The sequence below is a fragment of the Exiguobacterium sp. s57 genome (genome assembly GCF_018617685.1).
Classification (GTDB): Bacteria; Bacillota; Bacilli; order Exiguobacteriales; family Exiguobacteriaceae; genus Exiguobacterium; species Exiguobacterium marinum.
The window spans coordinates 743,809-769,736 of record NZ_JACSKR010000001.1 but is presented as its reverse complement, the minus strand read 5'-3'; the positions used below and the strand labels follow the sequence as shown (position 1 = coordinate 769,736).

At 46.8% G+C, this 25,928-nt stretch carries 24 protein-coding genes; 19 read left to right on the top strand and 5 right to left on the bottom strand.

Features of this window, described 5'->3' with window-relative positions:
* From KNO98_RS03965 to pheT, 3 genes are all read left to right on the top strand, one after another.
* Positions 1–747 carry a TrmH family RNA methyltransferase gene (locus KNO98_RS03965; protein WP_026825629.1) on the top strand — a complete coding sequence of 249 codons (747 nt, stop codon included), beginning with the start codon at positions 1–3 and terminating at the stop codon, positions 745–747.
* Between the two features lie 303 nt (positions 748–1,050).
* Positions 1,051–2,073 (top strand): phenylalanine--tRNA ligase subunit alpha, encoded by a 1,023-nt coding sequence (gene pheS / locus KNO98_RS03960; protein WP_026825630.1) that lies wholly within the window; start codon positions 1,051–1,053, stop codon positions 2,071–2,073.
* Positions 2,074–2,085: 12 nt separating this feature from the next.
* A complete protein-coding gene (gene pheT, locus KNO98_RS03955; protein WP_214699113.1) occupies positions 2,086–4,461 on the top strand; it encodes a phenylalanine--tRNA ligase subunit beta in 2,376 nt (791 codons plus the stop codon).
* A gap of 82 nt (positions 4,462–4,543) precedes the next feature.
* Here pheT and KNO98_RS03950 read toward each other — a convergent pair whose 3' ends face one another.
* On the bottom strand, positions 4,544–5,356 hold the full coding sequence (locus KNO98_RS03950) for an alpha/beta fold hydrolase (protein WP_214699111.1): 813 nt from the start codon (positions 5,354–5,356) through the stop codon (positions 4,544–4,546).
* Between the two features lie 71 nt (positions 5,357–5,427).
* The gene (gene rnhC / locus KNO98_RS03945; RefSeq protein ID WP_251129422.1) at positions 5,428–6,342 is read right to left on the bottom strand and encodes a ribonuclease HIII; all 915 of its coding nucleotides are present in this window, start codon (positions 6,340–6,342) and stop codon (positions 5,428–5,430) included.
* 119 nt (positions 6,343–6,461) lie between these two features.
* On the opposite strand from rnhC, the gene KNO98_RS03940 reads away from it, so the two are divergent.
* From KNO98_RS03940 to KNO98_RS03910, 7 genes are all read left to right on the top strand, one after another.
* Positions 6,462–6,860, top strand: a complete 399-nt coding sequence (locus KNO98_RS03940) for a hypothetical protein (RefSeq protein WP_214699098.1) — start codon at positions 6,462–6,464, stop codon at positions 6,858–6,860.
* Positions 6,860–7,381 (top strand): NfeD family protein, encoded by a 522-nt coding sequence (locus KNO98_RS03935; protein ID WP_026825635.1) that lies wholly within the window; start codon positions 6,860–6,862, stop codon positions 7,379–7,381. Before KNO98_RS03940 ends, KNO98_RS03935 begins: the two co-directional genes overlap by 1 nt.
* A gap of 3 nt (positions 7,382–7,384) precedes the next feature.
* Complete coding sequence (locus KNO98_RS03930) at positions 7,385–8,905, top strand: flotillin lipid rafts scaffold protein FloT (RefSeq protein WP_026825636.1); 1,521 nt, start codon at positions 7,385–7,387, stop codon at positions 8,903–8,905.
* A gap of 130 nt (positions 8,906–9,035) precedes the next feature.
* Complete coding sequence (locus tag KNO98_RS03925) at positions 9,036–10,004, top strand: BMP family lipoprotein (RefSeq protein WP_214699096.1); 969 nt, start codon at positions 9,036–9,038, stop codon at positions 10,002–10,004.
* On the top strand, positions 10,004–11,647 hold the full coding sequence (locus KNO98_RS03920; RefSeq protein WP_214699095.1) for a methyl-accepting chemotaxis protein: 1,644 nt from the start codon (positions 10,004–10,006) through the stop codon (positions 11,645–11,647). The genes KNO98_RS03925 and KNO98_RS03920 overlap by 1 nt, the downstream gene beginning before the upstream one ends.
* 250 nt (positions 11,648–11,897) lie before the next feature.
* Positions 11,898–12,473 (top strand): helix-hairpin-helix domain-containing protein, encoded by a 576-nt coding sequence (locus KNO98_RS03915; protein ID WP_214699093.1) that lies wholly within the window; start codon positions 11,898–11,900, stop codon positions 12,471–12,473.
* A 1-nt stretch (position 12,474) separates the two neighbouring features.
* On the top strand, positions 12,475–14,592 hold the full coding sequence (locus tag KNO98_RS03910; protein WP_214699091.1) for a DNA internalization-related competence protein ComEC/Rec2: 2,118 nt from the start codon (positions 12,475–12,477) through the stop codon (positions 14,590–14,592).
* 61 nt (positions 14,593–14,653) lie between these two features.
* Here the strand turns inward: KNO98_RS03910 and KNO98_RS03905 are convergent, their stop codons facing one another.
* Positions 14,654–14,818: a YqzM family protein gene (locus tag KNO98_RS03905; RefSeq protein WP_012726678.1), complete on the bottom strand. Its 165-nt coding sequence runs from the start codon at positions 14,816–14,818 to the stop codon at positions 14,654–14,656.
* Between the two features lie 90 nt (positions 14,819–14,908).
* Here KNO98_RS03905 and holA point away from each other — a divergent pair, with 90 nt between their 5' ends.
* On the top strand, positions 14,909–15,919 hold the full coding sequence (holA, locus tag KNO98_RS03900; protein WP_235181874.1) for a DNA polymerase III subunit delta: 1,011 nt from the start codon (positions 14,909–14,911) through the stop codon (positions 15,917–15,919).
* Between the two features lie 9 nt (positions 15,920–15,928).
* The gene (locus tag KNO98_RS03895; protein WP_214699089.1) at positions 15,929–16,366 is read left to right on the top strand and encodes a GNAT family N-acetyltransferase; all 438 of its coding nucleotides are present in this window, start codon (positions 15,929–15,931) and stop codon (positions 16,364–16,366) included.
* Positions 16,367–16,393: 27 nt separating this feature from the next.
* Here the strand turns inward: KNO98_RS03895 and rpsT are convergent, their stop codons facing one another.
* The gene (gene rpsT, locus KNO98_RS03890; protein WP_026825643.1) at positions 16,394–16,654 is read right to left on the bottom strand and encodes a 30S ribosomal protein S20; all 261 of its coding nucleotides are present in this window, start codon (positions 16,652–16,654) and stop codon (positions 16,394–16,396) included.
* Positions 16,655–16,873: 219 nt separating this feature from the next.
* Here rpsT and lepA point away from each other — a divergent pair, with 219 nt between their 5' ends.
* The 5 genes from lepA (at position 16,874) to hemW (ending at position 23,436) form a co-directional block, all read left to right on the top strand.
* A complete protein-coding gene (gene lepA, locus KNO98_RS03885; protein WP_214699088.1) occupies positions 16,874–18,697 on the top strand; it encodes a translation elongation factor 4 in 1,824 nt (607 codons plus the stop codon).
* Between the two features lie 147 nt (positions 18,698–18,844).
* The gene (gene serC / locus KNO98_RS03880; RefSeq protein WP_251129453.1) at positions 18,845–19,882 is read left to right on the top strand and encodes a 3-phosphoserine/phosphohydroxythreonine transaminase; all 1,038 of its coding nucleotides are present in this window, start codon (positions 18,845–18,847) and stop codon (positions 19,880–19,882) included.
* Positions 19,860–21,023: a phosphoglycerate dehydrogenase gene (locus KNO98_RS03875; protein ID WP_214699080.1), complete on the top strand. Its 1,164-nt coding sequence runs from the start codon at positions 19,860–19,862 to the stop codon at positions 21,021–21,023. Before serC ends, KNO98_RS03875 begins: the two co-directional genes overlap by 23 nt.
* Before the next feature lie 10 nt (positions 21,024–21,033).
* Entirely contained in the window at positions 21,034–22,215 is a 1,182-nt protein-coding gene (locus KNO98_RS03870) for a DUF1015 domain-containing protein (protein ID WP_214699078.1), read from the top strand.
* A gap of 18 nt (positions 22,216–22,233) precedes the next feature.
* Positions 22,234–23,436 carry a radical SAM family heme chaperone HemW gene (hemW, locus tag KNO98_RS03865; RefSeq protein ID WP_051545966.1) on the top strand — a complete coding sequence of 401 codons (1,203 nt, stop codon included), beginning with the start codon at positions 22,234–22,236 and terminating at the stop codon, positions 23,434–23,436.
* A 51-nt stretch (positions 23,437–23,487) separates the two neighbouring features.
* Here the strand turns inward: hemW and KNO98_RS03860 are convergent, their stop codons facing one another.
* Positions 23,488–24,093 carry a DUF1054 domain-containing protein gene (locus KNO98_RS03860; RefSeq protein WP_214699076.1) on the bottom strand — a complete coding sequence of 202 codons (606 nt, stop codon included), beginning with the start codon at positions 24,091–24,093 and terminating at the stop codon, positions 23,488–23,490.
* Between the two features lie 192 nt (positions 24,094–24,285).
* Here KNO98_RS03860 and hrcA point away from each other — a divergent pair, with 192 nt between their 5' ends.
* A complete protein-coding gene (gene hrcA / locus KNO98_RS03855) occupies positions 24,286–25,308 on the top strand; it encodes a heat-inducible transcriptional repressor HrcA (RefSeq protein ID WP_214699074.1) in 1,023 nt (340 codons plus the stop codon).
* Between the two features lie 17 nt (positions 25,309–25,325).
* Positions 25,326–25,913, top strand: coding sequence for a nucleotide exchange factor GrpE (grpE, locus tag KNO98_RS03850; RefSeq protein WP_026825651.1), 588 nt, complete (start codon positions 25,326–25,328; stop codon positions 25,911–25,913).
* Positions 25,914–25,928 lie beyond the last annotated feature (15 nt).

Here is a 25,928-nt window from a genome sequence, read left to right as displayed (position 1 = left end):
ATGACGAAGATTACGTCTACGAAGAGCGAGACGATTAAACGATTAAAACGACTCATGACAAAAAAGGGTCGTCAAGAAACGGGTCAATTCCTTGTAGAAGGAGAACATTTAGTAGATGAGGCCATTCGTGCCGGTCGACTCGTTCAACTCATCATGGCTGAGTCGTATGCACCAAAAGGAACGTGGCGACTAGAAGATATGCCGGTTCTCGAGTTATCCGATCACGTCGCCGACCTTCTTTCAGAAACGGAGAAGACACAAGGTGTGTTTGCCGTTGTCAAGATGACACCGGTTGAACGGAAGATGAAGAAAGTACTCGTATTAGACCGAGTACAAGACCCGGGTAATCTCGGTACGATGATTCGGACGGCAGATGCTGCCGGGTTCGATACGGTGTTACTCGGGAAAGGGACGGTCGATCCGTTCAACGCTAAAGTTGTACGCGCCACACAAGGGTCCTTGTTTCACGTGAACGTGACCTCGGTCGACTTGCTTGAAAAATTGCCCGAGCTGAAAGAGGATGGATTCCACGTATATGGGACAGCCCTCTCAAAAGCGACATCGTATGAACAAGTTGCATTCGAAGACAAGGTGGCCCTAGTCATCGGGAACGAGGCGCAAGGTGTGCACAATGATGTGTTGTCACTCTGTGACACCCGTGTGCATATTCCGGTTCTCGGTGACGCAGAATCGCTCAATGCAGCGGTCGCTGCCGGTATTTTAATGTATCGCATCGCGTTACAATAATCTTGTCAGCGCGTGAAAAACGTGATAGGTTAAACACATCGATGAATAGGATATGACGTTGAAAGAACATAGTAAGCGAATGACCGATTCCGTTCAGGGAGCAATGGCCGTGACTGAGAGCCTTTGCCGGATTCGTCGCTGAATTCACTCTGGAGTCGTGTTGGAGACAACACCGGTTTGGCATCACGATATCGATGCTGTTCAAGTGGGCCATGAATTGGCCAAGTAGGGTGGTACCGCGATGATTCGTCCCTTCAGTCAACGACTGAAGGGACTTTTTTATGTAGAGGAGGAAGCAAACACATGAAAGAACAATTAGAACAGTTACAGGTGGAAGCGTTAGAAGAAATCAAACAGGCATCCACACAAAAATCATTAAATGATGTCCGTATCAAGTATTTAGGTAAAAAAGGACCGATGACTGAGGTACTTCGTGGTATGGGCAAGTTATCTGCTGAGGAACGTCCTGTCATCGGTGAGTTGGCCAATACAGTTCGCACAGCGATTCAAAGCACACTCGATGCTCGAATCGAAGAAGTGAAGGCGATTGAACTCGAAGAAAAACTAAAAGCGGAAACGCTTGACGTAACACTTCCAGGGCGTACATCGACTCCTGGACAAAGTCATCTCTTACAACAAATCATCGACGAAATGGAAGACTTGTTCGTTGGACTCGGGTATACAATCGCAGAAGGTCCTGAAGTCGAGACAGATCTTTACAATTTTGAAATGCTCAATTTACCAAAAGACCACCCGGCACGAGACATGCAAGACTCGTTCTACATCACCGAAGAGACGTTGCTCCGTACCCATACGTCACCTGTGCAGGCTCGGACGATGTTAGAGGCGAACGGGAAGCCAATTCGTATCATTTGCCCAGGCAAAGTGTATCGTCGTGATGAGGACGATGCGACGCATTCGCATCAGTTCATGCAAATCGAAGGACTCGTTGTCGATGAATCCATCTCGATGGCAGATTTAAAAGGGACGCTTGAAGTATTCGTGAAGCAGTTATTCGGTGAAGCGCGCGAGATTCGTCTCCGTCCGAGCTTCTTCCCGTTCACGGAACCATCGGTCGAAGTGGATATCTCTTGCTTCAAATGTGGTGGAAAAGGCTGTAACGTCTGTAAAGGAACCGGATGGATTGAAATTCTTGGAGGCGGGATGGTCCACCCACATGTACTAGAGATGGCCGGCTATGACTCATCAATTGTGTCAGGATTCGCATTCGGAATCGGGGTTGAGCGTATGGCGATGCTCAAACACGGTGTCGATGACATCCGCCATTTCTACACAAATGACTTACGTTTTATCGAGCAATTCTAAGGAGGAAGACAGATGTTACTTTCAAAAAAATGGTTGAATCAATATATTGATGTATCCGATTTAAGCGGAGAAGCGCTCGGTGACTTGATCACGAAGAACGGGATTGAAGTCGAAAGTGTGACGAATCGCGGAGAGGGACTTTCTGGTATCGTCGTCGGTCGTGTCCTTTCATGTGAGAAACATCCAGAAGCAGATAAATTAAATGTGACGAAAGTAGACATCGGGGAATGTGACCCTGTTCAAATCGTCTGTGGTGCACCGAACGTACGCGAAGAGCAATATGTGATCGTGGCCAAAATTGGCGCGCGCTTACCAGGACTTAAAATAAAAAAAGCCAAACTTCGTGGTGTCGAGTCACAAGGGATGATTTGTTCACTCGAGGAGCTTGGATTCGAGAAGAAACAAATTCGGGAAGACGAGCAGGACGGGATCCACACATTCCGTGAGTCTGTACAAGTCGGTGCGGATGTACTCGATTTACTAGACTTGAACGATGAGGTCATCGAACTCGGTTTGACTCCGAACCGTTCAGATTGCTTGAGCCTGTATGGAATCATTCATGAGGTTGCGGCCATCTTGGAACGTCCATACACGTTGCCGACAGCAGATGTCACATCGTCATCACCATCTGATGTGTCCATCGAACTCGCTACACCGAACTGTCCGTACTATGCAGCTCGTGAAGTGAAAGGAGTAACGATTTCAGAATCGCCACAATGGCTAAAAAACATCTTGATTGCAGAAGGTGTCCGTCCAATCAACAACATTGTCGATGCGACGAACTATGTGATGCTTGAAATCGGGCAGCCGCTTCACGCATTCGATGCGAAAAAACTCGGCAACTCGATTGTGGTCCGTCAAGCTGAAAATGGAGAAGAGATAATCACACTTGACGATGTGACACGCACGCTTGATTCATCGATGATCGTCATCACGGACGGGCAAACCCCGGTCGCAGTCGCAGGCGTCATGGGTGGTGCCAACACAGAAGTGGATGCCAAAACGACAGATATCGTCCTAGAGTCAGCATACTTTGATCCGGCATCCGTTCGTAAGACAAGCCGTACGCTCGGTCTTCGTTCAGATTCAAGTGCTCGCTTCGAAAAAGGGATAGACCCAGAACGTGTCATGCTCGCGCTTGACCGCGCTGCGCAATTGATTGTGGAACTCAGTGGAGGGACCATTCAAGATGCGGTACGTTCGGGTGAAGCAGAATCACGTGCCCGCCAAATCGAAGTGTCGATTGACTATATCAATAAGCGCTTAGGAATGTCACTCGATCGTCAGACGATTGTTCAAATCCTTGAGCGTCTCGGTCTCACGACAGAAGGGGATGACGTGTTGACGGTTCACATTCCTTCACGTCGTCCGGACTTAGAACTTCCGGCTGACATTACAGAAGAAGTGGCGCGTCTATACGGATATGATAGTCTCCCGTCGACGTTACCTGCCTCTCAATCGAAAGGCTACTTGCCAGCAATCAACGGATTGCGCAGACAGACACGTCGCTTGTTGCAAGGTGTCGGCTTATCACAAGCCATCACTTACTCGTTAACGAGTGAGGCACATGCGACACGCTTCGGAGGAGAAGCCAGTCAGCTTGTTCGTCTGGCGATGCCGATGAGTGAAGAACGCTCTGTCCTTCGTACGTCGCTCGTTCCTGGGTTGTTGGAGACGGCACGTTATAACACGGCGCGTCAACAATCGAACGTCGCACTGTACGAGACGGGACGCGTCTACACGGAGCATGGCGATACGTTACCGCGTGAAAAAGAAAGAGTGGCTGGCGTTGTCACAGGTCTTTGGATGGACCATCGTTCGCAAGGAACACGGGTCCCGGTTGACTATTTCGTCGCAAAAGGGATTGTCGATACGTTAGTCCAAACGCTTCGCCTTGATGTCACGTATGAGGCCGTATCGATGCCCGATATGCACCCAGGCCGTACGGCGAACATCTTGATGAACGGAGAGGTCATCGGATATGTTGGACAAGTACATCCAGGAACTTCGAAAGACGTCTACGGTATGAAAGAAGTGTATGTATTCGAACTCGACCTGTTAGCACTTCGCGGGGACGAAACGCTTCTTTATCAAGACGTACCACGGTATCCATCGATTTCACGAGACTTGGCACTCGTCTTACCACGTGCGATTTCGGCTGGGACAGTGGAACAAACGATCCGCCAAGCGGCTGGGTCACTCTTGATTGACCTCGTCTTGTTTGACGTTTATACAGGTGAGAATGTTGGAGAGGATGAGAAGTCGATTGCCTTCTCACTCAAGTTCCAAGACCCGTCAAGAACGTTACAAGACGAAGAAGTAACGGCAACATATGAAACGATCGTTGAGGCAGTACGTGCTGAGCACGGGGCTGAACTACGAGCATAAAAAATAAGGAGCATTGTCCATATGTGGCAACGCTCCTTATTTTATTGGATTTTGAGTGCGAGGTTGCCGAACTTCGTCCATATTAGCTCATTTTTAACGAGAGTGCTTGAATCTGATCATCGATAAAGTTCATCGACAATGTATTGAATTGATCGGGCTGATCTACGTTTACGACATGTCCAGAATCTGTGACAATCTCAACATTTGCCGTAGGCTGATGTTTTGCCGTTCGTTCGACAGCTTCGAGGAACATATAATCCTCGTCCCCCATAATATACAGAATCGGTACGTTCGTTTGTATCGATGTGAACTGATTCAATAATGGGTTGATATTTTCCGTCATCTTGAACCAACGGATAAATTCACGCTGACACAAGTTCGCTGCGTCGCGAACGAACATCATCCGTGATTTTTTATGACGTTTTTTAGGAAGTAAAATCCACGCAAATAACTTGTATAACCACATATAAGGGACGAAATTTTGGACGAGACTGCCGAGACGGATGAGCATCGTGGAGCGGACATTGAATTTGACGATCGCTCCTCCGAGGATGACTGATGCGATGCGATCCGGAAAATGTTCGAACATCGCTTGAATCACAATCGTCCCTAAAGAGAGACCGACCATGTGACCTTTCTCGATATCTAAGTGGTCCATGACTTCGATTACATCTTTTGCAACGACATCAAATGTATAGGCGTTCAAGGATTGATTAAGCGATTGTTCCTCATCATAAGAACCACCATGACCACGCAAATCGACGAGTAACACATTATATTTTTTACGGAATGGGCGAAGTTGACGATACCAATGTGACAAACTTCCACCGGCGCCGTGTATGAAGATGACCCAAGGATGGTCATCACTAATCGTATAGGTTTTATAATGCAACATGAACGCTATCCTCCAAAAATTTTAAGTTCATTTAACCGTAAAATGAGTATATCATATTTGATGCTGTACCTCTACAAGCGACGTTCGTTCAAGTTGATTGCTTTTTTTGTATTTGCAAAATGGACTTTGGCAATCTTTTGTAAATAGTCTTGACCATGACGATGGATGATTTTTGCGGCAACTTGATCGACTTTGGCGCCTGCTCCTTTTGGGAGAGTGACACCGACTTGTTGACTTAACTTGTCCATCTCTTTTAAGAAGAATGCACGAGCTAAAATCGAAGCGGCTGCGACCGATACATGAAGACCTTCAGCTTTCGTTGAAAAGTAAACATCATCGCGAACGACATCGTGTTCTGATCGCAGGTGTTGATAGTAAACGTTTTTTTCAGCAAACTGGTCGATTAAAATGGCATCAGGTTTTTGTTCGAGTTTTTCAATCAATGTATGAAGCGCAGCATTATGGGCAATTGCGGTTATCTTCCCTTGCGTCATTGTCCGTTGCATCTTGTTGTAGGTTGAATTATGAAGCGTAGCTTTCTGATAAGGAATCGTGGCGTGCAAATCTCTAGCGATGCGGACAATTTCCGGGTCAGATAACTGTTTCGAGTCTTTGACACCGAGTTCTTTGACGAGAGCGATTTGATCGCGTGAGACAAATGCTGACACGACGACGAGCGGTCCGAAATAATCTCCTTTTCCGACTTCATCGCTTCCGATGACTGACCAATCTGAAAATCCTTCAGGCAATATCGTGTTTGGTGCGGATGCTTTTTTCTTCTTGGCTGGCGTCCCCCATTTGACTGCCTCGGTCTCAGCATCTTTTCCTTGGAACATCACTTTACCCGATTGGTAAATCGTCACGACAAATCCGGGTGTCTTTGCACTGAATGTCGCATATGGTGGTGGCGTGACAGCATACTTATGATACAAATTTTTTAATTTTTCTTGTGATGCGGTTGATAGTTTAATGACTTGGTTGCCCAAAATGAGCACTTCCTTTCTTCCTGGCAAATTCATTTTACATTTTTTTATGTTTTTTTGAAACCGAAGATGAAGTTTTAACGTATATGAAAGTGATTAGAGAAAAGTGAGGTGAGGTGGACGTGTGGTGGCGCGATGACACGCATCAAGATGAGGTAGAGGAATTATACAAGCACATTCTCGAACTCGAGGCGAGGATTGCTAAATTAGTGGCTCATCAAGTGAGAGTGCGTCGGCTACTGATGCAAGATTCTTCTGACGACGTGACGGAACAAGTTATTCAAGTTCAAAAAGAAGTTGAATATTTTTTAAACATGATGCGACTTGAACGTCAAGAACTTGTCGACCTTTACAATCGACGACGTATTGAACGGTCCATCGGTCGGGCTCGGGAAGCGAACGACTTATCCACGTCACCGCTTTCAGAATGGGATGTGATTGAAGATAAGCTCGCACTAGAAGTCGAACAACTTCGGCGTGTGTTGATGATGGAACGAAGACGTCGACAGGAGGAGTGGTAATGGAAGCAATCGATCAACTGTATTGGTGGGTGTTGATCATCGCTGGTTTTGGAACCTTTATTTACATGTTGTTCTCCGATGCGTTCGATATGTTTGAGGGATGGTTTAACCCTGCGGTTATCTTATCTTTCTTGGCGCTTGGAGCAGGAATCGGACTTATTTTAAATGCTTTGGCGCATGTCTCTCCGATGATTGGACTCGCTGTCGCGTTAGTTGGATCTTTCGCATTGACAACGCTGCTTTACTTGTTCGTCCTGTTACCACTATCAAATGCTGAAGAATCAATCGGTTTGACGGATGAGGCATTAATTGGACGAGTCGGTCGACTGACTGTCCCTATTCCTGAAGGGGGATACGGCGAAGTCATGATTGAGACGGTGACTGGATCTCTTTTGAAGACAGCCCAAAGTATGGACGGGACAACGATTTCGACTGATCATCGAGTAGTCATCATTGAAGTGAAAGGCAATATTGCAATCGTCATGATATATGACGAACCTACGATTCGAGAGGAGAAATAACACATGAATACGGCTATTTTAGTCAGCATCATCGTCGGGGTCATCATCCTCGCACTCGTGTTTGTATTCGTATTGAAATATCGCACAGTCGGACCTGATGAAGCTTTGATTGTAACAGGTAGTTATTTAGGCAAAAAAAATGTACATAGTGACGCATCCGGAAATCGTGTCAAAATTATTCGCGGTGGCGGGACTTTCGTCCTTCCGGTATTCCAACAAGCAGAACCACTCAGCTTGCTCTCGAGCAAATTAGAAGTCACGACACCTGAAGTATATACAGAACAAGGTGTACCGGTCATGGCGGATGGGACAGCCATCATTAAAATCGGCGGTTCAATCAGTGAAATTGCGACAGCGGCTGAACAGTTCCTCGGTAAACCTAAAATTGAACGTGAGAACGAAGCACGAGAAGTACTTGAAGGACATTTACGTTCGATTTTAGGGTCAATGACGGTCGAAGAGATTTATAAAAATCGTGACAAGTTCTCTCAAGAAGTGCAACGCGTTGCATCACAAGATTTGGCGAAGATGGGATTAATCATCGTATCGTTTACCATCAAAGATGTTCGAGATAAGAACGGTTATTTAGAATCACTCGGGAAGCCTCGTATTGCACAAGTAAAGCGTGATGCCGATATCGCGACAGCGGAAGCGGACAAAGAGACGCGTATCAAACAGGCGGAAGCCATGAAAGATGCGAAGAAGGCAGAGCTCGAGCGCGCATCTGAAATTGCTGAGGCAGAAAAAGAAAACCAGCTCCGGATTGCGGCTTACCGTCGTGAACAAGACGTCGCCAAAGCTCGGGCCGACCAGGCGTATGAGCTTGAAGAAGCACGTGCGAAACAAGAAGTTACTGAACAACAGATGCAAGTTCAAATCATCGAGCGTCAAAAACAAATCGAGCTCGAAGAGAAGGAAATTATGCGTCGTGAGAAGCAATACGATTCAGAAGTGAAGAAAAAAGCGGATGCGGACCGTTACTCGATCGAACAATCAGCAGCTGCGGATAAAGCGCGTCAAATCGCAGGCGCCGATGCAGAAAAATATCGCATTGAAGCCCAAGCGAAAGCGGACGCTGAACGTGTTCGGTTGGCTGGTCTTGCTGAAGCCGATTCGGAACGTGCGAAAGGTGAAGCGGAAGCTGAAATTATTCGCTTGACCGGTCTTGCTGAAGCGGAAGCGAAAGAGAAAATTGCCGAAGCCTTCTCTCAATACGGACAAGCTGCAATCCTCGATATGGTCGTCAAGATGCTTCCTGACTATGCGAAGGAGATTGCTGCGCCACTTGGTAACATCGATCAAATCACAGTCGTCGATACAGGCGGTGGTCAGAATGGTGGTGCTGGGAAAGTGACAGGATATGCTACCGATCTTATGGCATCGCTACAACAAACATTAAAAGCATCATCGGGCATCGATATGAAAGACTTGCTCGAAAACTTTGCCGGAAAAGGGAACGTTGCGAAGACACCAGTATCTGAGCAAGGGTTAGTCGATTCAACAGTCGCTGCATCAAAAGAATAAACAACATGAGTCATGGACAATGTCTATGGCTCATTTTTATTCCCACAACTTTAAAAAAAAAGCATGGAGAACAAAGCCCTCTCGGTCGATATAAGAGTTGTCAGACCAATAGAGAGGGAGAATTGAATACATGAAGAAAAACATAATGTTTAGTACGATCATGGCGAGTGCACTCTGGTTATCCGGCTGTCAGTCGGTAATTGACGACCCGAATGCCACTGTAGAGGAACGTCAGTCGATGGGTGTCGTCTTATCTGATGTGGGTCTCGGGGACCAATCATTCAGTGATGCTGCGATGCGTGGTATGGGCGAGTTACGTGAAACGGGCGGTTGGTTCGTTGATTATCGTGAACTATCAGAGACAGAGACGTATCAAGTCGGGTTCGAAGAGCTGGTAAAAGAAGGACATGATGTGATCGTCGGTCTTGGCTTTGCTTGTCAAGAAGAGCTAGAAACGGTAGCGGCAGAGCATCCGAATCAACAATTTGCTCTCATCGATGGCGTGTCAGCACTTCCGAACGTCTTGAACATCACATTTGAAGAAGGTGAAGGCAGTACGCTTGCCGGCGCAGTTGCTGGTCTTGAGACAGAGTCTGAGACAATTGGTTTTATCGGTGGGATGGATATTGAACTCATTCAGAAATTTGAAGCAGGATTTGAACGTGGGGCGAAATCTGTGAACGAGGACGTTGAGATACTCGTTGATTTCTCAAATGATTTTGCTTCACCAGAACTCGGTCGTGAACTTGCCGAGAAACAGATTGAAGAAGGAGCAGACGTGCTCTATGCTGCGGCGGGGCTGACAGGTGTTGGCGTACTCGAGACAGCTGAAAAATATGGGGTTAAAGCAATCGGGGTTGATAGTGACCAATCCATGATTGCCCCCGATGCGGTCGTCACTTCGATGTTAAAGCAAGTCGATTTGGCGATTGTAGAAATCGCTGGTCGTGTTACCGAAAAACCATTTAATGACCATATCATTCTTGGGATTGAAGAAGGCGGCGTCGGTTTAGCCCCACTTCGCCGCATTCAGTGGGATGAGAAAGAAGCATCCGAGTATGAATCGGTAGAACGTCAGTTGAAGGAGGGGACACTGTAATGAGTTTGCGTAAACGATTTATCTTCTCAACCATGTTCACTGTCGTCTTGATCGTACTTATGATGACTTATGTCTTGTCGACCTTGAACCGTTTACAGACTTACAATGAACAGTATGGAAGTCAAATGATTGAATTGTCCCAGCTAGAGACGTCGCTCTTACAGGAACAGTCGCTCTGGACGTCACTCGGCGAGCAATTGAATCAATCTACACTTACACAACTTGAACGCATCCGTGTGACGAACGCGGAGACGTTTGAAGACTTGAAACAATCTTACTTGATTCCGGCATTTTCGAATCATTTAGACCGTGCAACCATGAAGTATGAGAAAGCGAACGAAGATGTCGAATCTGCCCTTGAAGGGGGCATCGCTGCCCGAATTCAGGCAGCAAAATTGGAAGGCTTATTAAATGATGTGAATACGTTGATCGCGAAGAACGGTTCATTTTATGAAGCACTTCAAGTTGAAGCAGCAGATGAGACTGAACGTCTATTGTTGATTTCTGTTCTCCTGACAATCCTTGTCATCTTAACGCTCGGGATTTATAACTTCTTCTTTGCTCGTTCGATCACTCGACCGCTCAAGCGTAACGTGAAAGTGGCGGAAGCCATCGCAGCGGGACGTCTCGTCACGTTGCCGGAGTCTACTCGCAATGATGAAATTGGACGTCTAGAGCGTGCGATGCGCGACATGACGGCGTCACTTCAAACGGTAATCGGCTCAATTCGTGTCACGTCTATGAAAGTGAATGGGATGACAGAAACAGCAGCTTCTGAAAATGAAGCGGTCGTCAGTACGACCTCGAACATTACAAACGCGGTTGATGAAATGGCACACGGTGCGCAATCCATCGCCAATGAATTGCAGGAAACGCTCAGTTCAGTTCACACGATGGCGACTTCGTTTGAGACAAGTTTGAATCAAACGAAACAGACGACTGAAGAAACGTCAGAAATGACACGTGAAGTAGCGACGGGGATTGATACATTAACCGATCAAGAACAGATCTTAGACCGTTCAAGTGAACGAAATGAAGTGCTTGTCACGCGTATGGATCACTTTGCAAGACAAACAGCAGAGATTGAAGCGATGGCGAAGCTTGTCGAAGATGTCGCGGCTCAGACGAACTTACTTGCCCTCAACGCGGCAATTGAAGCGGCCCGTGCAGGTGAAGCGGGACGAGGGTTTGCTGTTGTAGCAAGTGAAGTGAAGAAGTTGGCGGAAGAGAGTAATAAGGCGACCCGTTCGATTTTCCATGTCGTTGAGACAATCCAACAAGAAGTTGTTCGTTTGACAGAGACGGTGAATGAGTCGAAGCGTGAGCAGGAAGCGCAACTCGAAGCGTTTGGATTGACGAAAGAAGCGTTCAATCGCATCCATGAACGTACAGATCATGTCGCTTCATTTGTCCGTACGATTGAACAAGAGATGCTCACATCAAGTAACGAAGTAAACAATGTCTTACGTCGTGTCGAAGAAGTATCTGGCGTGACGGAAGAATTGGCGGCTGGTAACGAAGAAGTGGCAGCCTCGATGAAAGAGCAACAAGCGAGCTTCGATCAAATCTTTACGTTAATGCAAGAGTTAGAAGGACAAGCAGCAGCACTCGCTGACCAGGTTCAGCATTTCGAAGAAGAATAATCATCCGTATGCAGAAGGACCGAAGACCACTCATTGGTTTTCGGTTTTTTGTTGTCTCGAATGTTTCGGGGCCCTTAATTTATTGTAGTAAGAAAATGGATGATTATCTTTCAGATTGTATGAAGGTCGGGTACATAGCAGGCAGTCAAACGACTTTGTTGAGAATAGATTAATATCGAGAACGGGAAAAGTGTAGTCACTCTGGATTCGGCATACTAGATTCAATAGTCGAAACAGGGGGAGAATCGTCTTGGAAAAGTGGAAGCAGGTCATCATCGGTGTTGTCGTCGTCCTGTTTTTAGGTGTTGGTTATTTATTTTATAATAAAGAATCAGAAGAACGTGTCGTCGATGAATTCGTTGTAGAATCAGAAGAAGTGGTTCCGTCTGAGACAGTAGAGCGATTAGAAATCGTCGTCTATGTCACAGGCGCGGTCGAGTCTCCGAACGTCTATACCGTGCCAGAAGGCGCAAGAGTCGGGGATGTTCTCTCATTGGCAGTATTAACAGATGAAGCTGACCCGGAACAGTTAAACTTGGCGCAACTACTCGTGGACGGGGTGAAAATCATCGTACCGAAAAAAGGGGATGCCCCTGTTGCGCAAGAGGTACCAAGCACAGAGCTGGAACCAAATGGGGTACACGTGAATAGTGCCACGAAAGACGAGTTAATGTCGGTCCCTGGAATTGGTCCTGCTAAAGCAGACGCGATTCTGAACCACCTGAAAGAGAATGGTCCATTTAAATCATACGAGGACTTAGGTAATGTGAAAGGATTTGGAGAGAAGACATTAGAAAGTATGAAACCTTACTTATTGGTACCATGAGATGCCGTTATTTCCACTATTTGCGGTATTGATGGTGATCGGATTGACTGAAGGAGTCTACATCGTCACAATCGTCTCCGGTGTGTTATACGTTGCGTCACGAGGCGGACAACATCTGTACGCGAAACTCGGTGTTATTCTCTTCGTCCTGATTGCATGGTTGCACGCCGATACAGCGGAATGGACACCGACAGACAAAGTGGTGTTTTCGATTGAAAGTCGTAAAGAGAACGGGAAAACGACCCGATTATATGGGAACGTGGCAACTCATCAAGGTGTGTTGCGGGGGAGAGATCTCTCTATTGGTAGACCTGGTGAGACTTGTCTCGTAGAAATTGAACACGAACCGTTTCAGCCGCTACGGAACATCGGAGGATTTGACGAACAGAAATGGGCGGCAAGCGCGAACTTATCCTTTAAAGGAAAGATCAAGCGAATCGACGAGTGCCGTCCGACAGCAGGGATGGACGGTTGGATGCTGAGGTGGAAAGAAAGACGTCTCCAACAGATTGAACAACAATATCGCGGTGATGTCGCGCTATACATAGAGGCCTTATTGTTCGGTGAGAGTCGGATGCTTGATGAACAAACCTCTTTTTCATATCGAGTGACGGGTCTCCTGCATCTTCTCGTCATTTCAGGTTCACACATTGCCCTGCTGATTGTTGCCCTTCAAACAATGTTTCGACCAATCCCGATTCGACGAGAGACGAAGACGATGTTGATTCTATTGACGATTACGGCGTTCGGATGGCTGACAGGCTTCTCACCACCGGTCGCAAGAGCTGTCCTCGTGGCAGATGTGTTGCTAATCCTTTCTTTATTTGGTGTATCGGTAAGGGACCCAATCCGCCTGCTAAGTTGGTGCGCGACCGCCATGCTTGCCTTTCAACCACACCTTCTCTCAAACTTAGGGTTTCAATTAACGGTAGGCATGACTTTTTTCTTATTAGTCACGAGAAAAATCTGGACTGGGTTGTTGGAATTGTCTGTATTCGCGCAGTTGTTTGGTTTATTGGTCCTCTGGCAAGTTCAACCGATTTTATCTATCGTTGCACCGTTATTAAATATCGTGATGGCTTTTTGTATATCATGGGTAATGATACCTCTGGCTCTCGTCAGCTGGTTGGTTCCGAAGACCGCCCCGTTGTTCATGAGTGTTTTGGATGCGATAAACGGGATTTTCTCAATCCACAATGCTGGTCGACTGTGGACGCCGTTGCACGAACTCACATTCCCGTACCAAGTCGTTTTATGGGTTGGGATATGGATAAGCTTCATTATCATCGAACAAAAACGATGCATTGGATGGATAGTGGCGATTATGACGTGTGGATTAGTCGCTGGATGGTCCGACTGGTCAGAGTCTCCACGGGTGACATTTTTAGATGTCGGTCAAGGCGATGCGATTGTTGTAGAATCAGGGGAAACAATCGGTGTAATTGATGTCGGTGGAGTATTCCAAGACCCGAATGAGCAAAAGCGAACGGTATATGACCCAGGGGCAGACGTTGTAGCTCCTTATATATGGAAGCGAGGAGAGCGGTCACTCGATTTCGTCATGCTTACCCATGCAGACCATGACCACATCGGTGGTTTAGAAGGGTTATTAAAGTTCGTCCATGTTAAGGAAATATGGTTATCGAAAGAAGTGGTGAATACAGAGAAACGTGAAGAGATTCTTCGGTTAGCGGCAAACTATGGATCGTCCATCCGCTATCTCGAGGCAGGAGATCGACCAATGTCTTGGATGTGGATTGTTGCACCGGATAAACCACATGAAGACGAAAACAGTCATTCGATCAGCCTTTATATGAACGTAGGAGGCATGAAATATCTATTGACAGGTGATTTGCCGATTGAGGAAGAGGAAGCACTACCAAAACTCGACGTCGATGTATTTAAGTTAGGGCATCATGGGTCGAATACGTCTTCAGGCGACGCGTTGCTTGCACGCACCAATCCGGAATGGGTAATCGCGAGCGTCGGAGCAAAGAATCGCTATGGCCATCCACATGAGGAGACGTTACAAAGGCTCGCGGGACGACGTTTATTACGAACTGACACAAATGGGATGATCGTCTGTGAAAAAAAGATGTGTCGTGGGATCATCGAGTAGCATGTGATTAAATGTGATACACTAAAAAACGATTGCTCCCCCGGGGCAATCGTTTGAAAACTTATAGGCTTAAGAATTTGATGATGACACCGATGAAGAAAATCGTAAAGAAAAAGCCAAACGGGACGATGAAGCCGATCGCAGAGTCGATGGCGTCGTTACGTTTGCATTGAACGTCATTTTCAAACGGGTTTTCACTCGGTGGGCGAACTGAGTTAATTTGCATATTAGGTCCCTCCTTATCATACTTCCTTTATAAGTATAGCGAATCATGGGAAGATAATCTATGTTTAGATGAGAATAAATTGTGAAAGTGGTGTGTGTTTTGAATGAACCGTGGTTACATAATGGAAAACTGGCGAGCGTCTATGTTCTCCATGGCACCGAAAAATATTTGTTAGAGACGTGGGAACGTGAAATCGTGAAGGCAGCCAACCCATCCGGTGATCAATTTGATGTCATGCAATTAGATCTTCAAGAGACGTCACTCGATACGGCACTTGATGAAGCGGAGACGGTCCCTTTCTTTAGTGAATATCGCACGGTTATCGTGAAAAATGCCCAGTTCTTGACGGGTACGAAAGAGAAGCAAAAGCAAAATGTTGATCGGCTGGCGGAATATGTTGTGCAACCGGCGACCTACTCAGTTCTTGTCTTGATCATCGAGTCGGAAAAACTCGATGAACGGAAGAAAATCGTGAAGCGTCTGAAAGAACGTGCCATCGTATTAGAAGCGAAAAAGCCGAGCCAAGCTGAATTGATGCGATACGTGAACGATGCTTTGAGTCGTGAACAACAAAAAATGGAGCGCGCGACAATGGAGCGACTTTTATTTTTATGTCAGGATGACTGGGGAAAATTAGTCCGAGAATTAGAGAAGCTACAATTGTATGCAGGGCCAGGAGCCATGATTCCGATTGATATCGTGAATGATTTGGTGCCAAGAACGCTAGAGGATAACGTGTTTCAGTTATCGGAGCTTCTCGTCAAACGTCGTGCCGATGCAGCACTTCGGTTAGTACGTGACTTAGAGAAGCAAGGGCAAGAGTTGATTGGACTTCTTGGTTTGTTGGCAAGACAATATCGAAACATGTACTTGGCGAAGCAGTTGACGGAAGCGGGGTACGGAGAGAAACAGATCGCATCAAAAATCGGTGCTCACCCGTACACCATCAAACTGGCGACACAAGCGAGCCGCGGCTTTTCTGAAGCGCAACTCGCCCAAGCCTTGACCTTGATCGCAGATGCGGACGAAGCGATGAAGACGGGTCGCGGCGACAAGCAAATCGTGTTCGATACGCTTGTTTGTAAGTTGGCTTTATTGTGAGGTGAGAAGATGGGATTCAAACAAGTAGCCATTGAGGATGTGATTCCGCTTCGGCATGTTGTGCTCAGACCAGGTAAAGGGATTGAGGCTTGTTATTTTGAAGGGGATGAAGCTTCGACGACTCGACATTTTGCTTGGGTGGTCGAAGGGCATGTACAGTCTGTTGCGACTGTCATGACGTCACCGAGACAAATTGATGGCGAATCGGTGCCGCTCCAGCTTCGCGGAATGGCGACAGATCCGTGTCTGGCAGGGCAAGGCATTGGCTCTCGTTTTTTACACGCTTTGCATGAAGAGTTAGATGACACATGGTGGTGTAACGCCCGTGAAGTGGCCGTTCGTTTCTATGAGCGGAACGGTCTTGTGCGAATCGGAGAGGCGTTCGACATCCCTGGAATCGGTACACATTACGTCATGGTGTACAAAAAAACAGCCGGCTCCGGATAGGAGGCGGCTGTTTCGTGTGGTCTCTAATTAGAGAGCAGCGATACGAGCTGCGAGGCGTGATTTATCACGACCTGCTTTGTTTTTGTGGATAAGGCCTTTTGATGCAGCCTTGTCGAGCTTCTTCGTAGCGAGGACGAAAGCTTCTTGAGCAGCTTCTTTGTTTCCTTCGAGTACGAGAGCATCAACACGTTTTACTGCTGTACGCATTGCCGCTTTCTCATGTGAGTTTGCAACACGACGCTTTTCAGAAGTTTTTGCACGTTTGATTGCTGATTTGATGTTTGCCATTGTTTGTCACCTCCTGAAACAAGAAAGTGTATGTTCTTATTACTTCAAGTAATCATTCAACAGAACAAGCACAATTGTAGCAAACGGTTATACGAAAAGCAACCACTTGATGATTATTCTGAAAACTATCTGTGGTATTGTTGTAGTAGGTCGTACACATTACTTTAGGATTTTGATATAATGACACGGTATGTATGAGAAGGATAGGTGAACCCATATATGAACAAACAAGAATTAGAGAATCGTCAGAAGAAGATTCGTAACTTTTCCATCATCGCGCACATCGATCATGGAAAGTCGACACTCGCTGACCGTATTCTTGAGAAAACTGGTGCACTCACAGCTCGTGAGATGAAAGAGCAGACACTCGACGCAATGGATTTAGAGCGCGAGCGAGGTATTACGATTAAACTGAACGCCGTCAAATTGAACTATACCGCAAAAGATGGAGAAGAGTATATCCTTCATTTGATTGACACGCCAGGACACGTCGACTTCACGTATGAAGTGTCACGTTCGCTTGCGGCATGTGAAGGTGCGATTCTCGTCGTCGATGCTGCACAAGGTATTGAAGCACAAACACTTGCGAACGTTTACCTAGCACTCGATAACGACCTTGAAATCATTCCGGTCATCAATAAAATCGACTTGCCATCAGCGGATGTGGAGCGCGTTCGTCAAGAAATTGAAGATGTTATCGGACTTGACGCGAGTGATGCCGTCCCGACTTCTGCAAAAGCAGGAATCGGAATCGAAGAAATCCTTGAACAAATCGTCGAACTTGTTCCACCTCCAACGGGTGACCCGTCAGAACCGTTACAAGCATTGATCTTCGACTCATACTATGATGCCTACCGTGGTGTTGTCGCTTCGATTCGAATCGTCAACGGCTCAGTCAAAGTAGGAGATAAAGTTCAAATGATGGCGACAGGGAAAACGTTCGAAGTGACTGACCTCGGTGTGTCGACGCCTAAGCCGGTCTCGGTCAAAGAATTGAATGTCGGTGATGTTGGTACGCTCTCTGCATCCATCAAAACGGTCGGGGATGTTCGGGTCGGAGATACGATTACACTGGCGAAGAACCCGTCAACCGAACAACTTCCTGGTTACCGTAAGATGAATCCGATGGTGTACTGCGGATTGTATCCGATTGATGCAGCCAACTACAATGACCTACGTGAGGCGCTCGAAAAGCTTCAACTTTCCGATGCGGCCCTCGAGTTTGAGCCTGAGACGTCACAAGCGCTCGGATTCGGTTTCCGTTGTGGGTTCCTCGGAATGCTCCACATGGAAATCATTCAGGAACGGATTGAACGTGAATTTGGAATTGACTTGATTACGACGGCACCATCGGTTATCTATCACGTGACGACGACTTCAGACGAAGTCATCCATGTCGATAACCCATCAAAAATGCCGGAACAACAAAAAGTTGAATCGATTGAAGAACCATACGTCAAGGCAGCGGTCATGACACCGAATGACTATGTTGGTGCCATCATGGAGCTTTGTCAGAAGAAACGCGGGACGTTCATCGATATGCAATACATCGATACGACACGTGTTAAAATCACTTATGAGATTCCACTTAGTGAAATCGTTTATGACTTCTTCGATCAGTTGAAATCTAGCACGAAAGGCTATGCGTCTCTCGATTATGAATTGATCGGCTATCGTCAATCGCGTCTCGTGAAGATGGACATCTTGCTCAATAACGAAGTTGTCGATGCCCTCAGCTTCATCGTTCACCGCGACTTCGCTTATGAGCGCGGGAAGGTCATCGTTGAGAAGCTCAAGGCACTTATCCCGCGGATGCAGTTCGAAGTTCCGGTTCAAGCTGCCGTCGGTACAAAAATCGTGGCCCGTTCTACGATTAAAGCCCTTCGTAAAAACGTTTTGGCTAAATGTTACGGAGGAGATATCTCGCGTAAGCGGAAACTCCTCGAGAAGCAAAAAGAAGGTAAGAAACGCATGAAGATGGTCGGGTCGGTCGAAGTCCCACAAGAAGCGTTCATGTCTGTACTTTCCATGGACGAAGAATGATTATAGCCAGTCGCCTTGATCTCCGGATCAGGGCGTTTTTTTGTTTTAGGCAGGAAATAGCACTTCATTTAAGGAAGGTTACACCCTTAGACAGTCTATAGAGGAGGTAACACTGTGTCGACGTATACATATTCCGCGGGCCCGGGCATGCTACCAAAAGAAGTGATGCAAGAGGTGCAACAACATCTACTGACGTTTGAGCACGAAGGAATTTCGATTATTGAAACGAGTCATCGCTCCGAGTCATTTCAACAAATAGTCGACTCGCTTGAAGAGAGACTCAGAAGAGTCATGAAAATTCCTGAGAATTATGCGGTCTTATGGCTTCAAGGTGGGGCGACCCTTCAGTTTTCAATGATTCCGATGAACTTGCGGAAGCGAAATCGATTTGCCTATGTCGATACAGGCATCTGGTCTAAAAAAGCGATTAAAGATGCTCGACTCTTCGGACAGGTCGATCTCCTCTATCCACGTATAGACGAAACGGGTGAGATGTCATTTGACCTAAGTCTGGTTCAAGAGGTGGATTATCTTCATGTGACACTCAATAATACGATTGAAGGAACCCGGTTCACCGACATTCCGGAAACGAACGTCCCGCTCATCGCAGATGCGTCATCCAATATTCTCGCCGAACAGATCGACGTCGAACGTTTTGGCATCATATATGCCGGAGCCCAGAAGAATATCGGACCTGCAGGACTGACGGTCGTTATTATACGTCGAGATTTGATTCAATCCGCTGAATTACCAAGCTATCTTCATTATGCGTCACATGTCGATACGTTATTTAATACACCGTCGACGTTCAGTATGTATGTGGCCGAACGTGTGTTGAAGTGGATAGAGGACTGTGGAGGCGTTGAAGCGATGGAACGATTGAACCGTAAAAAAAGCGAGACGCTCTACACGTTCCTTGAGCAATCGAATCTGTTTTCTTCTCTTGTGTCGGGGAAGCGTCGTTCGTTGACGAACGTCCCGTTCACGACAAGTGACAGTGAAAGTGATCGGCGTTTCGAGCAATTTGCACGGGAACGTGGATTGCATGAACTGGGGGGGCATCGTTCCGTCGGTGGACTGCGCGCGAGTTTATATAACGCGATGCCAATCGAAGGTGTAGATCGCCTTGTCGAAGTCATGAAAGCTTTTGAGGAGGAGACGTATGTATCACATCAAAACATTTAACCAAATCGCTGCTGCCGGTCTGAAGCGTTTTGGGTCGAGTGAGTATGTCATCAACGCATCAGATCAAGCAGATGCCTGGGTGTTGAGAAGTCATAATGTACACGATGAAACCATTCCACCTCACTTGCTTGCCATCGCAAGGGCCGGGGCAGGTGTGAACAATCTTCCACTCGACCGACTCGCAAAACAAGGCATCGTCGCTTTTCATACACCAGGAGCGAATGCGAATGCCGTGAAGGAACTCGTCCTTGCTAGCATGGTTCTCTCAGTACGTCCCATTCTTAAGGGATTTACTTGGGTGAACGAACAAGTATCAGAGTCGCAATCTCAATTAGAGGAAGCGATGGAACGACAAAAGCGACAGTTCCTCGGAGCAGAGTTGAGAGGGAAAAAAGTAGGCATCATCGGTCTCGGAGCTATCGGTGCGTCACTTGCCAACGATCTTCTCAAACTTGGGGTCGATGTCATCGGATATGATCCCCATCTCTCGGTCGATGCCGCTTGGAATATCTCAAAACATGTAACACGTGCCAAACATTTGAGTGAGGTGCTCGGAGCGGTCGACTTGTTATCGATTCATATGCCATTGACAGAGGAGACGCGGTACAGCATTGATTTAAGTTGGTTTGAACGGATGAAACCAGGCATGACCGTCTTAAACTTTGCGCGTGGTGAGCTCGTGAAAGATGATGATCTACTAAAGGCGTTTCATCACCATGTCGGATTGTATGTGACCGACTTCCCGCGTCATGCACTCATCGGTCATCCGCAAGTGATGGCACTGCCTCATCTTGGCGCATCGACAAGGGAATCAGAAGTTAACTGTGCAATTCAAGCCGCCGAAACGCTAAAATTGTATCTTGAGACAGGGAACATTCGATCATCTGCCAATTTCCCGAACGTTGAACTTCCGTATACTGGAAAACGTCGCCTTGGGATTTTACACCGGAATGTCCCGAATATGGTCGGTCAAATCACAGGTGAGCTCGCATCACACGGAGTGAATATTGATAATATGGTCAATCGCAGCCGTGGGGAAATGGCATATACGTTAATCGATTTAGACAACTTCGAACATGAACCGTTATCGATTCATGCACTTTACGAAATCAAGGGCGTCATTCGCGTCCGAGAATTTTAAGGAGGAAACTATGGTCGTATTTAAACCGTTCAGCCCGTACATGCCAAAACATCCAGAAAATGTCGCCGCAGACCCGTATGATGTCGTATCGGTGGAAGAGGCACAAGCAATCCTTTCAAAAAACCGTGACTCATTTTTAGCTGTCGATAAGCCGGAAGCACTCCAGTCAGACCTTCCACTTGATGAATGGGGAAAACTTGCACGAGAAGAGTTAGAACGCTTGTATGAACACGAATTAACAGATCACCCAAACGGATTTTATGTGTATCGGCTGACATCAGAGCAGCATCAACAGACCGGGTTGGTCGCCACGTTTTCAGTGATGGACTACGAAGCGGGTCGAATCAAGATTCATGAACATACCCGTGAGACGAAGGAGCGGGAACGAATCGAGCATGTCCAGACGACAAAAGCACACACTGGACCAATTTTACTCAGCCATCCCTCTCATGCGAGCCTGAAACAGATTTTACATGGTGCGACAGAGGGTCCCCCGCTCTTTTCATTTACGGATGAACGTGGTGTAAAACACGAAGGCTTCATGATTCCGAACCGCGAACTTGCGCGAGTCATGATGATTGGAGCGACGATTCCGTCCGTCTATATTGCAGATGGACATCATCGTGCGAAAGCAGCGGCAGTCGTGGCGGGGATAAATAAAGACGATGCGCAAAAAAACGAGCGGTCGCATTTCTTGGGTGTGCTGTTTCCAAGCGATGAGTTAATGATTTTGCCTTATCATCGACTGTTGTCGCATATTGCCCCAGAAGAAGTAGAGCATATGCTAGAAGGACTGTCATTTTCTTACGAGGTGAAGCCCGAGGATAGCCTTGTCCTTCCAAAGGAACACGGAGTATTTGGAGCTGCATATCGAGGGAAATTTTACAGGATAACGAAACGAAAAGAGGATGCGGCTCTCGATGTCGCAATCTTACAGCGTGATATCCTCACTCCATATTTCAACGTCGCAGATATTCGTACTGATGCCAGAGTCGACTTCGTTGGGGGGAACCGATCGATAACAGAGCTGGAGCAATTGGTGAAGTCACCAGATCGCTTACTCCTTACGTGTCATGAAACGACGATGTCTCAGCTGATGCGTGTGGCTGATGACGGGGGACAGATGCCTCCAAAATCGACTTGGTTCGAACCGAAATTGAAGAGCGGTCTGTTCATTCACCGATTCGATTGATGGTGCAGGCTGGAAAGAATGAACGAAAAGCGTTATAAATGGAATGAGAAGAAAGGGGTGGCCGTATTGGCTAAAGCCGTATATCTTCACATTCCATTTTGTGAACATATTTGTTATTACTGTGATTTCAACAAGGTGTTTTTGAAAAACCAACCTGTTGAGGAATATTTAGATGCATTAGAACGAGAAATGATGTTAACACTTGAAGCGTTTCCGACAGAGCGAATCGATACGATTTTCATCGGAGGCGGGACACCGACCGCACTTAACGAAGCGCAGATGGTCCGGCTCATGGACATGGTCCGTCGACACCTGCTACCGCTCGCGTCGGATGACCTTGAATATTCGGTGGAAGCGAACCCGAATTTCGTAAGCGCGGAAAAACTTGATGCGATGAAAGCCGGGGGAGTCAATCGGCTTAGCTTCGGGGTGCAAACATTCGATGATGGTGGACTAGAACGAATCGGTCGAACACATCGGGCGGAAGATGTGTTTGAAACCGTGAACGAGGCGGCGAAACGCTTTGAGAATATCTCGATTGACCTCATGTTCGGCTTACCTGAACAGACGCTCGAGCAGATTGACCGCGATTTGACGTTAGCCCTTCAACTGCCGATTCAACATGTATCCTCTTATTCTTTGATTCTCGAGCCACATACCGTGTTTGCGATACAAGACCGAAAAGGCAAGCTCCGTTTACCGGGGGAAGACGTCGAAGTAGAGATGTATCTAAAGGTGATGGAGACGCTTGAGCGTCATGGGCTCAAGCAGTATGAGATTTCGAATTATAGTCTGCCTGATCGGGAGAGCCGTCACAACCAGGTCTATTGGCGAAACGAAGAGTACTACGGATTCGGTGCAGGCGCGCACAGCTACTTGAACGGGACGCGGCGTGCCAATATTGCCCCGATCCCTCACTATATTAAAGCAGAGGGAATCCCGGTGAAGCGGGCGAATGAGCTTGAAGAAGTGGAAAAAATGGAAGAAGAACTATTCCTTGGACTACGCATGCGCTCTGGAGTCTCGCTTCAGACGTTCGCCGAGAAATATGGTCGAACACTCGATGATGTGTTTGGTCACGTAATCGATGATTTAGTGAATAAAGCACTGATTGAGCGTACGGATTCACACATCCGTTTGACGGCGTCTGGTCTCCCGCTCGCCAATGAGGCATTCGCTGCCTTTATCGGGGAAGCGAAACTCGATCACGCCACTTCATAAAAAATGGACAAGTCCCTTATTTAAGAGGAACTTGTCCATTTTATTGTAGAATTATAAGACAAGGTCGCGATAGAGCGGTGTGAGTCGACCGAACGTATCTTCGACCAACGCAAGAAATGCATCCTCATTTTGAAGAATCGATGCATCGGCCGGTAGTTGTCGCCCGATTAAGAAATCAGCCTTTTTGACGTTTCCGAATCGTTCTAGTAATGCTTGAACGTCTTCATTTGACGTATCTTCAACGAGGAACGCCTCTTTTTTCATATGGTCTCCCGCGATATGGAAATCGGGGAAAGTTGATTTAATATCAACCTGCTGTAATCGCTTCGCAATCGCGTTTTTATTCGGCATCTCATAGATAAACGCGAGCCAGATGAACACACGATCGTCGAAGAGGCCGACTTGTAGGTGAGGATGTTTCTTGTAGCCGCGCTTGTCATGGCAGATTGCCATCCATGTATCTTTCGGTGGATTCACAGTCCTGCGCGCATGTTTTGCGACATGCAAATAAAGAGGGATACCGATATCCGCCTCAAGCTCTGGCCCGACCTCGTCATAAATCCTGTGGAAAAGCGGTTGAATATCAGAACGAATTCCTGACATCCTCGAATCGAGTCCTTCACGCTTAAATACTTCAAATTGTTTTGTTGTAAACATTTTATCACCTCATATTCTATCATAACGAAACGGTTCTTCTTTTTCAGGTTTGCAGTCCGGAAAAAAGTGAAAAAATCGGAGTGTATGAATTGACAAATAGTGAGAACATGATAATATTTGAAGTGTGATTAGCACTCGTTAAATATGAGTGCTAATAAATCGAGGTAACTTTTATCAGAGAGGAGTGATGTTGTGCTGACAGATCGCCAATTGCTCATTCTTCGAGCAATTATTGACGATTACATTCAGACGGCTCAACCAGTCGGTTCACGTACCTTGTCGAAACGAGACGACTTAACGTTTAGCTCAGCGACGATTCGGAACGATATGGCCGATTTGGAAGACATGGGGTTGATTGAAAAACCGCATACTTCTGCAGGTCGTATCCCGTCTGAAGTCGGATATCGATATTATGTGGACCATCTTGTTGAGAAGCGGATTATCGACGAGCGGGAGACTGGTCGTTTAGAAGAACGTTTAAAACAATCTTCAAAAGAGTCTGAGATTCTGATTCGCCAAGCTGCAGACCTCCTTTCTGATTTGACCAGTTACACAACGGTCGCCCTCGGTCCAAATAGCCAAATGGAGAGGTTGGCACGTGTGGACTTTATGCCATTAGATGAGCGACGAGGTGTCGTTCTCATTGTCACGGACCAAGGCCATGTCGAACATCGAACGGTCATATTTGAATCACGTGTAGCTCCTGAAGTCATCGAGGAAACGATTCGATTATTAAATGATCGTCTCGTCGGAACGTCGATTGGACAATTGAAAGTCCGAATCGGGGAAGAAGTTGCGAAATTGCAACTCGCTCAGCGACAACAATACGAAAATATGATGCAACTGATTCAATCAACCGTCGGTAGTCAAACGCCGTCCTCGCTTTATCTCGGAGGCAAAAAGAATATCTTTAACCAGCCTGAATTCCAAACCATTGACACGTTACGACCGTTTCTGGAATGGATAGATGAGCAGGAACGGCTGACCCACTGGCTCGAATCGTTGCCAAATCGCGAGATTTATGTGAGCATTGGGAGCGAGAATGGAATTGTCGCCCTTCAGAATTGCAGTGTCATCACTTCGGATTACACACTCGACGGAAAAACATTCGGAACGATTGCTATGATCGGTCCGACTCGAATGGATTATCGTCATGGGGTCCAAATGATGGGGCAAATCATCGAAGCGTTGCGACGAACGAAACTAGATGAGTGACGGAAAGGAGTTTTACTATGACAGCAGATCATCAAAACGGGCGCGAGCAAGAAGACGTGCTTGAAGAAAAATCTGTAGACCCGACACAAACAGAAGAGAACGGGTCAACTGAATCAACGGAAGACGAGGTTTTAAATGCTGAGATTGTGGAAGAAAGTTCTGAGGGGACGGACTTACAAAAAGAAATCGAAGCGTTGAAAGCGAGCGAGCTCCGAATTCGCGCCGACTTTGACAACTTCCGTCGTCGGACGAACGAAGAGAACGCCAAGCGCGTCAAATTTGCTTCACAGTCTGTCATTGAAAAATTGATTCCGCTTATTGATAACTTTGAGCGAGCGCTTCAAGTAGAGGCAACTTCAGAAGATGCGAAGCAACTTCAAGCGGGCGTTGACATGGTTCATCGTCAATTACTCGACGTCTTGAACGTTGAGCAAGTCGAAGCAATCGAGGCGGTCGGACAGCCGTTCGACCCAAACTACCATCAAGCAGTCATGCAAGAGCCTAGTGATAAGTACGAATCAGGCATCGTGACGATGGAGCTTCAAAAAGGATACACGATGCACGGTCGAGTTATTCGTCCGAGTATGGTAAAAGTTGCAGAATAACATTACTTAACGAGA